Origin of the sequence: Pedobacter sp. GSP4, from assembly GCF_051857575.1 — a bacterium.
Lineage (GTDB): Bacteria > Bacteroidota > Bacteroidia > Sphingobacteriales > Sphingobacteriaceae > Pedobacter.
Genome location: NZ_JBPZIR010000008.1, coordinates 39,042 through 50,580, shown reverse-complemented (window position 1 = coordinate 50,580; position 11,539 = coordinate 39,042). Strand labels below are relative to the sequence as shown.

The 11,539-nt window shown below is 38.7% G+C and carries 12 protein-coding genes and 2 tRNA genes; 12 read left to right on the top strand and 2 right to left on the bottom strand.

Annotation, left to right across the window (positions count from 1 at the left end; translation table 11 throughout):
• Nucleotides 1-9: 9 nt before the first annotated feature.
• The 10 genes from ACS5PU_RS18705 (at nucleotide 10) to ACS5PU_RS18660 (ending at nucleotide 7,521) form a co-directional block, all read left to right on the top strand.
• Nucleotides 10-693, top strand: coding sequence for an ABC transporter ATP-binding protein (locus tag ACS5PU_RS18705; RefSeq protein WP_439460684.1), 684 nt, complete (start codon nucleotides 10-12; stop codon nucleotides 691-693).
• A 91-nt stretch (nucleotides 694-784) separates the two neighbouring features.
• On the top strand, nucleotides 785-1,582 hold the full coding sequence (locus ACS5PU_RS18700) for a helical backbone metal receptor (protein ID WP_439460683.1): 798 nt from the start codon (nucleotides 785-787) through the stop codon (nucleotides 1,580-1,582).
• A 24-nt stretch (nucleotides 1,583-1,606) separates the two neighbouring features.
• Complete coding sequence (locus ACS5PU_RS18695) at nucleotides 1,607-1,909, top strand: hypothetical protein (protein WP_439460682.1); 303 nt, start codon at nucleotides 1,607-1,609, stop codon at nucleotides 1,907-1,909.
• A 190-nt stretch (nucleotides 1,910-2,099) separates the two neighbouring features.
• Nucleotides 2,100-2,181 (top strand) — tRNA-Leu (locus tag ACS5PU_RS18690).
• Nucleotides 2,182-2,538: 357 nt separating this feature from the next.
• Nucleotides 2,539-2,620 (top strand) — tRNA-Leu (locus ACS5PU_RS18685).
• A gap of 175 nt (nucleotides 2,621-2,795) precedes the next feature.
• Nucleotides 2,796-4,148, top strand: coding sequence for a trigger factor (tig, locus tag ACS5PU_RS18680; protein ID WP_439460681.1), 1,353 nt, complete (start codon nucleotides 2,796-2,798; stop codon nucleotides 4,146-4,148).
• Nucleotides 4,149-4,154: 6 nt separating this feature from the next.
• Nucleotides 4,155-4,589 (top strand): four helix bundle protein, encoded by a 435-nt coding sequence (locus ACS5PU_RS18675; protein ID WP_439460680.1) that lies wholly within the window; start codon nucleotides 4,155-4,157, stop codon nucleotides 4,587-4,589.
• A gap of 57 nt (nucleotides 4,590-4,646) precedes the next feature.
• Nucleotides 4,647-5,354 (top strand): ATP-dependent Clp endopeptidase proteolytic subunit ClpP, encoded by a 708-nt coding sequence (clpP, locus tag ACS5PU_RS18670; RefSeq protein WP_121951459.1) that lies wholly within the window; start codon nucleotides 4,647-4,649, stop codon nucleotides 5,352-5,354.
• Entirely contained in the window at nucleotides 5,338-6,576 is a 1,239-nt protein-coding gene (clpX, locus tag ACS5PU_RS18665) for an ATP-dependent Clp protease ATP-binding subunit ClpX (RefSeq protein ID WP_439460679.1), read from the top strand. Before clpP ends, clpX begins: the two co-directional genes overlap by 17 nt.
• Nucleotides 6,577-6,657: 81 nt before the next feature.
• A complete protein-coding gene (locus ACS5PU_RS18660) occupies nucleotides 6,658-7,521 on the top strand; it encodes an AMP nucleosidase (protein WP_439460678.1) in 864 nt (287 codons plus the stop codon).
• 185 nt (nucleotides 7,522-7,706) lie between these two features.
• Here ACS5PU_RS18660 and ACS5PU_RS18655 read toward each other — a convergent pair whose 3' ends face one another.
• A complete protein-coding gene (locus tag ACS5PU_RS18655) occupies nucleotides 7,707-8,567 on the bottom strand; it encodes a sigma-70 family RNA polymerase sigma factor (RefSeq protein WP_010601359.1) in 861 nt (286 codons plus the stop codon).
• 539 nt (nucleotides 8,568-9,106) lie between these two features.
• Between ACS5PU_RS18655 and ACS5PU_RS18650 the strand changes: the two genes are divergently transcribed.
• Nucleotides 9,107-9,700 (top strand): hypothetical protein, encoded by a 594-nt coding sequence (locus ACS5PU_RS18650; protein ID WP_439460677.1) that lies wholly within the window; start codon nucleotides 9,107-9,109, stop codon nucleotides 9,698-9,700.
• A gap of 16 nt (nucleotides 9,701-9,716) precedes the next feature.
• A complete protein-coding gene (locus tag ACS5PU_RS18645; protein ID WP_439460676.1) occupies nucleotides 9,717-9,923 on the top strand; it encodes a helix-turn-helix domain-containing protein in 207 nt (68 codons plus the stop codon).
• 360 nt (nucleotides 9,924-10,283) lie between these two features.
• On the opposite strand, the gene sucC is transcribed toward ACS5PU_RS18645, so the two are convergent.
• Complete coding sequence (sucC, locus tag ACS5PU_RS18640; protein ID WP_124559604.1) at nucleotides 10,284-11,483, bottom strand: ADP-forming succinate--CoA ligase subunit beta; 1,200 nt, start codon at nucleotides 11,481-11,483, stop codon at nucleotides 10,284-10,286.
• Between the last annotated feature and the right edge of the window lie 56 nt (nucleotides 11,484-11,539).

Below are 11,539 nucleotides of genomic sequence, written 5' to 3'. Positions count from 1 at the left end.
AAAAAAAATATGATACAACTTACCAATATCGAAAAGTATTACGCCAATAAAGGTGTTAAAAATTATGTTTTACGCCTGGTAACCACAACCATTAAACAGGGCGAATTTGTTTCCATTATGGGGCCATCAGGCGCAGGTAAATCTACGCTGCTCAATATTATAGGCATGTTGGAAGAGCCAACCTATGGCACCTACCAGTTTTTGGGCGAAGATGTAACGGCCCTGAACGAGCGTAAGCGTATTGAACTTTACCGCAACCATATCGGCTTTGTATTTCAGGCCTATCATTTAATTGATGAAATGACGGTTTACGAAAACATAGAGGCCCCACTTTTGTACAAAAAAGTTGGAAGTGCTGAGCGCGCCAGCCGGATTGCCGATTTGTTAGACCGTTTTAACATTGTGGCCAAAAAAGACCTCTTTCCAAATCAGTTATCAGGCGGGCAGCAGCAGCTGATGGGCATAGCCCGCGCACTGGCGGCCCAGCCCAGCATCATTTTAGCCGATGAACCTACCGGGAACCTGCAATCGGCACAGGCCGAAGAAATTATGCAGTTATTTAAAAAACTGAACCAGGAAGATGGCATTACCATTATCCAGGTAACCCACTCCGAAAAAAATGCACAGTACGGAAACAGGATCCTCCATATTGCCGATGGTGTTGTGAAAGAAGATATTGCTGTTTTAAATTAAAATCTGGTGTAACCGGGCTAACCACAGCTAAGCACATAACAATTATCCTATTGTTTATCTTTTTTAGCTGTGGTTAAACTAACTTTGCTACATGCAAAAAACTTTTACCGATCAGCTCGGAAGAGAAATTACCCTCAATTTTCCCCCAAAAAGGATCATTTCTGTTGTACCCTCGCAAACAGAGCTGTTGTTCGGCCTGGGACTGGACAAGGAAATTATCGGATTGACCAAGTTTTGTATTCATCCGATAGAAAAGTTTGCAGAACGGACCAAGGTAGGTGGTACCAAAAAGCTGAATATTGATTTAATTAAAGATTTAAAGCCCGACCTCATTATCGGCAATAAGGAGGAAAACACACAGGCCGACATAGAAGAATTAGCCCAATATTTCCCGGTGTGGATGAGTGATATCTTTAATTTGGAAGATGCCATGAAAACCATTGGACAGATAGGGGAGCTGGTAGACAGGCAGCCAGAAGCCAGTTACCTCAACCATTTAATATCAGCAGGTTTTAACGATTTAAAAACACTTGCACTCCAGCATCAGTTGGCTAAAAAAGTAGCCTATCTCATTTGGCGAAAGCCCTACATGGCGGCGGGGAAAAATACATTTATTGATGATATCCTGTTGACTAACGGTATGACCAATGTTATCAATCAGGAGCGCTATCCAGTAGTAACGCTCGATGAACTGAAAGCAAGCAACTGTGAACTGATTATGCTTTCTTCCGAGCCTTATCCTTTTGCCGAAAAACACATAGAAGAGATACAGGCGGCCATTCCCGATGCTAAAATTATGTTGGTTGATGGTGAGATGTTTAGCTGGTACGGAAGCCGCTTAGTTAAAGCAGTTCAGTATTTTTTCGAGTTCCAGAAAGAATTTTACTAGTTTCGGGTATTAAATCACATCCCAATGAAAAAAATATTGATCATGTCGCTATTTGTGGCTTCGCTTTCCAGCTGTATTTCCATGAAAAAAAACGGTTATACCGGTACTGTTACGGTTAATGGAAAAATCGAAAAGCTGGGAATGAGTACTTTTCAGTACGGCACACATTTAATAAAAGCCGATAATAAAACCTATGCCTTAAAAAGTGCAGCCATAAACCTTGATAACTATGTAGATAAACCGGTAACGGTAAAAGGTAAAAAGGTTGCAGGTTATCCGATTGATGGAGGTCCTGAGCTTCTTGAAGTAACGCTTGTTAAGTTTTAAGATTGGGCGGTTAGGAGAGTGCTTCTGAAGCGAAGAGTGTATTGTGGTGATATGATAAATTATCTGCCAATATAATATGCTGTATTTCAGCTGTTATTAAAAATAGCTCAATTTTATGTTGTTACAAAGCGCAACTAAAATTTGAATATTCAATTTAGTTTCTATCTTTGCAGTCCTTAAAACAACCTAAGCGGAAGTGGCGTAATTGGTAGCCGCACCAGACTTAGGATCTGGCGCTTCACGGCGTGGGGGTTCGAGTCCCTTCTTCCGCACAATACGATAAACCGTTCCGATTTAAAATCAGAACGGTTTTTTTATTACCCGTTCCGTAAGAACGTTTCACGGGTAGCCAATTTCAAAATTGGCGTTTTCATCGGGATAAAGCATACAGCGGGATTGCATTAACCTAAACGCTACCGAACCTGCTTTCCAAAAAAATAAAGCCTGTTCCATGGTTTGTGCCCCCACAAACCATCACCAAAACTCCCACTAAACTTTTTTTTAATTTTTTTCTCCTTAAAAACTAAATAGTTACCATTTTGCAATCAAAATAATCAATAAAATATTGCCGATAGCTTTTGATTATTCAATCTTGTTTCTATCTTTGCAGTCCTTACAACATCCTAACTGCGGAAGTGGCGTAATTGGTAGCCGCACCAGACTTAGGATCTGGCGCTTCACGGCGTGGGGGTTCGAGTCCCTTCTTCCGCACAACAAGATAAAGGCCGTTCCGATTTAAACATCGGAACGGTTTTGTTTTTTAAAACATTGATTAATAAAAATTGATGTGCTGTTTTAATTGGAGCGATATGTGCCATTTGTCTCAAATCTCATATCTCAATATTCAAATCTAATTGCACATCTCAATACTCATATCTCAGAAAAAATGAATATTACACAGGAAAAAACCGGCAACTTAAATGCTGTTGTAAAAATCAAGATCGCACCTGCTGATTACACTGGAAAAGTAGAGAAAGCCATTAAAGATCAAGCTAAAAAAGCACAATTACCTGGTTTCCGTAAAGGAATGGTTCCTGCGGCCCACATTAAAAAAATGTATGGTAAAAGTATTTTGGTAGAAGAGGTTAACAACCTGTTAAATGATACCTTATCAAACTACATTGCTGAGCAGAAATTAGAGATTTTAGGTCAGCCACTTCCAAAAATGGATGATGAGCGCGAATTTAAATGGGATAATACCGATGATTTCGAGTTTGATTACGAGTTGGGTTTAGCACCTGCTTTTGATGTAAACATTTCATCTAAAGATAAATTTACCGAATACGTTGTTAAGGCAGATAAAGAAACTTTAGAAAGCCGTATCAAAAATATCCGCCGTAGCTATGGTAAAATGACCAACCCTGAGGTTTCTGCTGATGGCGACGTGTTGTATGCCGAGTTAACCCAGTTAGGTACTGATGGTGCTGCTTTTGAAGGTGGTATTGTAAGTACTGCAACCCTCCGTTTAGATCAGGTTAAGGATAAAAAAGCACTTAAATCTTTAATCGGTTTAAAGAAAGATGATGAAGTAACTATCGATATCCAGAAAGCATTTGAAGATGCAGCAGTAATTGCTAAAGCTTTAAATATTTCGGAAGAAGATGCAGCTGATTTAAAATCGAACTTCAAATTGGTAGTTAAAAATGTAAACCGTTTAGAAGAGTCTGATTTGAACCAGGAGTTTTTCGATAAACTTTTTGGCGAAGGTACAGTAACTGACGAAGCTGGTTTCAGGGCTAAAATTACCGAAGAGGTAGAAAGCATGTTCAAACAAGATGCTGAGCGTAAACTTTCGAACGATATTTACGAAGATCTTTTAAAGAAACACACTTTTGAATTACCAGATGAGTTTTTACGCCGTTGGTTAAAAGCAACAAACGAAAAATTAACCGATGAAGAATTGGCAGAAGGTTATGACGATTTTGCTAAAAACCTGAAATGGACTTTAATCGAAAACAAAATCATTAAAGATAACAGCATCGAAATTAAATATGAAGATGTTGTTCAGGCGGCTAAAGCTAAATTAGATGCGCAGTTCAGAATGTACAGCCCAAGCCCGCTTCCAGAAGAACAATTAGCACAATATGCAGTTCAGTTCTTGCAAGAGAAAGAAAATGCAAACCGTGTTTTCGAAGAAGTTAAAGCTTTAAAAACTTTCGAACAGATTAAATCTATCGTTACCCTAGAGCAAAAAGACATAGACTACGATAAATTTGTAGCGCTTGCTGAGAAAAAGTAATAGCGGTTGGCGCTTGGCGCTGAGCGTTTAGTAAAGAGCCTAAGCGTTTTGAAAATGATTGTGCTATTCCTATATTTAGTTATGGCCCAATTTAAATTTCAATCGCTCGAAGTTTGGCAGTTATCGATAGTTTTAACTGATAAATTACTTGATATAGCTGACCGATTGTCAGTTGATAAAAAATACAGATTTGCAGAGCAGCTCAATGGGGCTGCTCTTAGCATATCCAATAATATTGCAGAAGGCTCAGGCTCTGTTTCAAATAAGGAATTCGCTCATTATCTGAATATTGCGCACCGTTCTACCTTTGAGAATGCAAATATTTTAGTAGTTTTAGAACGGAGAAAATATATTTCTGACATAGAACTGAATGATTATCTGGAAGATTTAGATAAATTGGCACGGAAATTAACCAACTTCAGGAAATATTTATTAAAATAACCCGCGTATTTGGTTTAGGCTTAAGACGCTTATCGCAAAACGCCAAACTCTATAACCATGAACATAGATTCACAAGAATTCAGAAAATTTGCCGTTAAACATCAGGGGATTGGCGGTTTACACGTAGATAAATTTATTGCACAGGCTAATCTTTCACCGCAATCGATGACGCCATATATCATTGAAGAACGCCAGTTGAACGTAGCTCAGATGGATGTTTTTTCGAGGTTGATGATGGACCGTATTATCTTTTTAGGCGATGCGATTTACGATCAGAATGCAAACATCATTCAAGCTCAGTTGTTGTTCTTACAATCAACCGATGCAGATAGGGATATTCAGATCTATATCAACTCTCCAGGTGGTTCGGTGTATGCTGGTTTAGGTATTTATGATACCATGCAGTATATCCAGCCAGATGTGGCTACCATCTGTACAGGTATGGCAGCTTCGATGGGAGCGGTTTTATTGGTTGCAGGTGCAAAAGGAAAACGTGCTGCATTGCCTCACTCAAGGGTAATGATCCACCAGCCATCGGGAGGTGCACAAGGTGTAGCATCTGATATGGAGATCAACCTGAGAGAAATGTTGAAATTGAAAAAAGAATTATACGATATCATTTCAGAGCACTCTGGCCAAACTTATGATTGGGTAGAGAAAGCTTCAGATCGCGATTACTGGATGACTGCCGATGAGGCAAAAGGATTTGGTATGGTTGATGAAGTGTTATCGAGAAACGCGAAAAAAGATGGCGAAACAAAATAAAGAATCCCGTTGCTCATTCTGCCATTCTGGCAAGCATGAAACTTTAATGCTGATTGAAGGTATGGATGCATTTATCTGCGATAAATGTGTTACCCAGGCCAACCAGTTGCTTGCGCAGGAATTAGGAACCAAAGGGACAAAAAATATTCAGGAGGCGATTAATTTATTAAAGCCTCTTGAAATTAAACAACACCTTGATCAGTATGTAATTGGCCAGGATGATGCGAAAAAAGTGCTATCGGTTGCTGTTTACAACCACTACAAACGTTTAAACCAGAAAGTGGATAAAGACGAGATCGAGATTGAAAAATCGAACATCATGTTAGTGGGAGAAACCGGAACAGGTAAAACGCTTTTGGCTAAAACCATTGCCAAGATTTTACATGTGCCATTCTGTATCTGCGATGCAACTGTTTTAACAGAGGCAGGTTATGTAGGTGAGGACGTAGAAAGTATCTTAACGCGTTTGCTTCAGGCGGCAGATTATGATGTAACAGCGGCAGAGCGTGGTATTGTTTATATTGATGAGGTAGATAAGGTTGCGCGTAAAAGCGATAATCCATCTATTACACGCGATGTATCAGGCGAAGGCGTTCAGCAGGCATTATTAAAGATTTTAGAAGGTACAGTGGTTAACGTTCCACCTCAGGGCGGACGTAAGCACCCCGATCAGAAAATGATCCCTGTAAACACGAATAATATCCTGTTTATCTGCGGTGGAGCGTTTGATGGTATTGAGCGTAAAATAGCTAACCGTTTGCGTACACAGGCTGTAGGATATAAAGTAAAGAAAGATGAGACCATTTTGGATCTTAAAAATCTTTATAAGTATATTACACCGCAGGATTTGAAATCTTTTGGATTAATACCCGAATTAATTGGACGTATTCCAGTTCTTTCTCACTTAAACCCACTGGATAAAGAATCGTTGAGGAATATCTTAACCGCGCCTAAAAATTCACTGATCAAACAATACGTTAAGCTTTTTGCTTACGAAGATGTTAAATTGGTTTTTGAAGATGATGTTTTAGATTTTATTGTGGATAAAGCAATGGAATATAAACTTGGTGCGCGTGGGTTAAGATCAATTTGTGAGGCAATTATGCTCGATGCGATGTTTGATACACCAACGCAGACGGATGTCAAGGAGTTGCACATTAATCTCGATTACGCGATAGAGAAATTTGAAAAGGCCGACTTTAAAAAGTTGCAGGCCGCATAAAAAATCAGATCCTTCCCGTAATTCGGGAGGGATTTTTTTTTATATACTATTTGTTAACGCTATGCTCAAAGCTATAAGAATATGAACGAAGAAAAAGACGTAAAGAAAGACGAAGCGGCAGTAGAGAAATCGAAAAAAGTAAAAGAAGTAGAAAGCCCGGTTAAATCGGGGCTAAAATCAAAAGATGAAATCGTTAAAAACTGGTTGCCACGTTACACAGGCAGGCCATTAGATCAGTTTGGCGATTATATCCTGTTAACCAATTTCAGCAAATATGTAACCATGTTTTCTGAATGGAACGATAACGCACCAATTATGGGCTTAGATAAGCCTATGCAAAGCGTTACCGCAAACGGAATTACCATTATTAATTTTGGGATGGGAAGCCCATTAGCGGCAACCATGATGGACTTATTGACCGCCATTAAGCCAAAAGCCGTGCTGTTTTTGGGTAAATGTGGTGGTTTGAAAAAGAAAAACCAACTGGGCGATTTAATCCTGCCCATTGCAGCAATCAGGGGAGAAGGAACATCTAACGATTACCTGCCTGCAGAAGTGCCCGCACTGCCAGCCTTTGCCCTGCAAAAAGCCATTTCTACCACCATCCGCGATCATGGAAGAGATTATTGGACCGGGACCTGTTACACCACTAACCGCAGGGTTTGGGAGCACGACAAAGAATTTAAAAAGTATTTAAAAACTTTAAGGGCAATGGCTGTGGATATGGAAACGGCTACTATTTTTACCACAGCATTTGCCAATAAAATTCCGGCAGGTGCTTTGCTTTTGGTTTCCGATCAGCCGATGATCCCTGAGGGGGTTAAAACTGCAGAAAGCGATAGCAGTGTAACCGAAAAATATGTAGAAACACATTTAAGGATTGGCATCGATTCGTTGAAACAGTTAATCAATAACGGTTTAACGGTGAAACACCTGTTGTTTTAAGCTTAATCATGAGAAGAAGCCGTCACCCTGAATTTATTTCAGGGTCGTTGAGTGGAGGGGTTTCAATAGGAAAGATGCTGAAACAAGTTCAGCATGACGCCTGAGTGAGGAATTTCATAATGTTATAAACAAAAAAAGATCGGCCGATAGCCGATCTTTTTTTTGTTTCAATCAATCCTAATCCCTTATCCTAAGTAAGATTTTAAGATTTTGCTTCTTGATGTATGACGCAAGCGTTGTAACGCTTTATCTTTAATCTGACGAACACGTTCACGTGTTAAGTTAAATTTCTCGCCAATTTCCTCTAAAGAAAGTGGGTGGTTAGAACCCAAGCCGAAGAATAAAACAATAATTTCTCTTTCCCTTTCAGTTAAAGTAGATAAAGAACGCTTAATTTCTTCTGATAAAGATTCGTTGATTAATGAGCTATCTGTGTTTGGCTCATGGTTTTCCAATACATCCAATAGTGTATTTTCTTCACCCTGAACAAAAGGCGCATCCATTGATACGTGACGGCCAGAGTTGCTTAGCGTGTCCGAAATCTTATCAACAGTAGTTTCTAAAATATCTGCCAGTTCTTCTGGAGAAGGTTCACGTTCATATTCCTGCTCTAGTTTAGAGAAAGCTTTACTGATTTTACTTAATGAACCTACCTGATTTAAAGGCAAACGAACAATACGGCTTTGCTCGGCAATTGCCTGCAAAATAGATTGACGGATCCACCAAACAGCATAAGAAATGAATTTGAAACCTTTGGTTTCATCAAAGCGTTTTGCTGCCTTAATTAAACCCAAATTCCCTTCATTAATTAAGTCTCCTAGTGTTAAACCTTGATTTTGATATTGTTTTGCAACAGATACAACGAAACGCAAGTTGGTTTTAGTTAATCGCTCTAATGCAGCTTGATCGCCCTCACGAATCTTCCTTGCTAAAATTACTTCCTCTTCTGCTGTTATTAAATCTACTTTACCAATTTCGTGAAGGTATTTGTCTAAAGATTGACTTTCACGGTTGGTAATGGATTGCGTTATCTTGAGTTGTCTCATTTATACGAATTGTGTGCTCTTTAATTATTGAGTGTGCAAAGTTACGAAATTGTATAGCAATCCGAAAGGATAAAATGCTGAAAATGTTACTGTTTGCACAAGTTTTTTACAGTTTTACTTACAACAAAAATCATTCCAAATAAAATATTGGCATTATTTGTACTACAGGATTGGTTATAGTTGTTATTCGATTATAATTTATTGTAAAACAATAAATTTATTTTGATTTATAATAATTAATTGTTTAGGTTTGAGCTGTAAATAATTGAATAAATATGACGTTTATCGAATTTATATTATTTATGGCAAAAAATAGAACCAATGGTTTTTTGTGGGATTTTAGGATCAGAATTTTTGTCTGATTTTTTGTTCAACAAAATTTCATCCGACCAAAATTGAAATCGCTTTGTACAGTTAAAGAGATGCTTAATTTTTAAAATTATGAATAAGTTCACCCTAACTCTAAGCAAATGCAGTATATGGCCTAATCGAATATTCGAAAAGGCTTATACAAGAAAACGACTTAACGATTATAAACTATGGATAATATTTTAAAGGTTTTTAAGTATGCCGGCTTAAGCCTGGTATTTATTGCGCTGGTATCTATTAGCAATCATTTAATCAGTGCAGTGGGTAATTATAACAATGGCCAGCTTGCTGTTAGCCTGGTAGAGCAGAACGCGGCACAAGAGGTTAAATCAATTAACAGCGCCAAGTTTACCAATAGCCACATTGGTGTATACGAATTTAAACCTACCTTTACCCAAGCTATTGTTTTATCGGGTAAGGGTTTAGGTGATGTTGGTGCAAGCGCTGCTTTTTATCTGATACTTGGCGTTGCAATTTTGATTGTGGCCTATAACAAGCCTAAAAACTTCGAAAATTTAACTGAAAATAGGTTGTGGCAATTTGTTGCTGCGGGCGGAATATTGTTTATGGCTTTAAAATTTGTGGCGCTATTCCTTGTTAATGGTTATGTGGCAGATTTAACCGGTAGTGCGTTTAAATACCGTAATTCGGACGCTGGAGATATAAACTTGGGTATACTATCACTTTTTGCGATACTCAGCGTAATTTATGAACTGCTTTCGTATTCAAGAAAACTTAAGCAGGAAAACGATTTAACTATATAACTTTGCCAAATTCACAATGTCCATCGTCGTAAATTTAGATGTTATGCTTGCCAGGCGCAAAATGTCGCTCACTGAATTAAGTGAACGTGTAGGGATTACCATGTCTAATTTATCCATATTAAAAACGGGTAAGGCAAAAGCAATCCGCTTTGAAACCCTGGAAGCAATATGTGGCGTACTGGATTGCCAGCCTGGCGATATACTGGAGTTTCGTGCAGAGTAAACCTGCAAGATTTGATCGCATCCAATAACCACTAACATTGTTCAATAAACCTGATAGAACGGAAAGCCCGATTTTATATCGGGAGAGGACTTGGAGAGATAGCAGGACAGGAGGCCGCCATAACAAACAGGGCTGTTCATTTTCAAAAAAAAGAAATCTTTTTAAATAGCAAACCTATAAGGTCTTAAAGATCTTATAGGTTTTTAATAACACTCCGTCCTGCGGACACCCTCCGAAAAGAATCGGAGCAGGCTCTCTAAAAGGGAGAGTAAGTAAGGGGAATAAAAAAAGCCTTCCAGTAAAACTGAAAGGCCTTGATTATAATATCGCTTTAAAGCTTTGGTCTTTAACCTTTAAAAACTATGCTTGTTCAGCCAAAACTTTGGTTACTAAATCAGCTGCTTCTTTTAAAGCAATTGCAGAGTAAACCTGAAGTCCAGACTCATCAATTAATTTTTTAGCCTCTTCTGCGTTAGTACCTTGTAAACGGCAGATAATTGGCACAGGGATATTTCCGATTTCTTTGTATGCATCGATAACACCTTGTGCAACACGGTCGCAACGTACAATACCACCAAAAATGTTGATTAAGATTGCTTTAACGTTAGGATCTTTCAAAATGATATTGAAAGCTGCTTTTACGGTTTGAGCGTTTGCAGTTCCACCTACGTCTAAGAAGTTTGCAGGCTCACCACCAGCTAATTTGATAATATCCATGGTTGCCATGGCCAAACCAGCACCGTTAACCATACAGCCTACGTTACCATCAAGGTTAACGAAGTTTAGGTTCGAAGCACTTGCTTCAACTTCCATTGGATCTTCTTCTGTTACATCGCGCATGGCTGCGTAATCAGGGTGACGGAACAAACCGTTTTCATCCAGGTTAACTTTAGCGTCAACTGCGATTACTTTATCATCAGAAGTTTTTAATACCGGGTTGATTTCGAACATTGAAGAATCGGTAGCTTCGTAAGCTTTGTATAAGGCAGAAACAAATTTTACCATTTCTTTAAAAGCGTTACCGCTAACACCTAAGTTAAAGGCAATTTTACGTGCCTGAAAACCTTGTAAACCAACTTTAGGATCGATTTCTTCTTTGAAGATTAAGTGCGGCGTGTGCTCAGCAACTTCTTCGATATCCATACCGCCTTCGGTACTGTACATGATGATATTGCGGCCTTTTGCACGGTCTAACAATACCGAAATGTAGAATTCTTTAGTTTCAGAAGCACCTGGATAATAAACATCCTGAGCTACCAAAACCTTGTTCACTAATTTACCTTCTGGGCCGGTTTGAGGAGTAACCAATTGCATGCCGATAATGTCAGTTGCACGTTGTTTAACTTCTTCAAGGTTTTTGGCTAATTTAACACCACCGCCTTTACCGCGACCACCAGCGTGGATTTGCGCTTTAATTACAACCCAGTCAGAATTGTAATCAGTTTTCAGTTGCTTAGCCGCCTCAACAGCTTGCTCAGGAGTATCGGCAACTATTCCTTCTTGAACGTTAACACCGAAACTTTTTAATATTTGTTTACCCTGGTATTCGTGAATATTCATCTGTTTATATTTTTATCTTTATCTGTCAGATGGAGCCTTTTACCATTAAAATAATT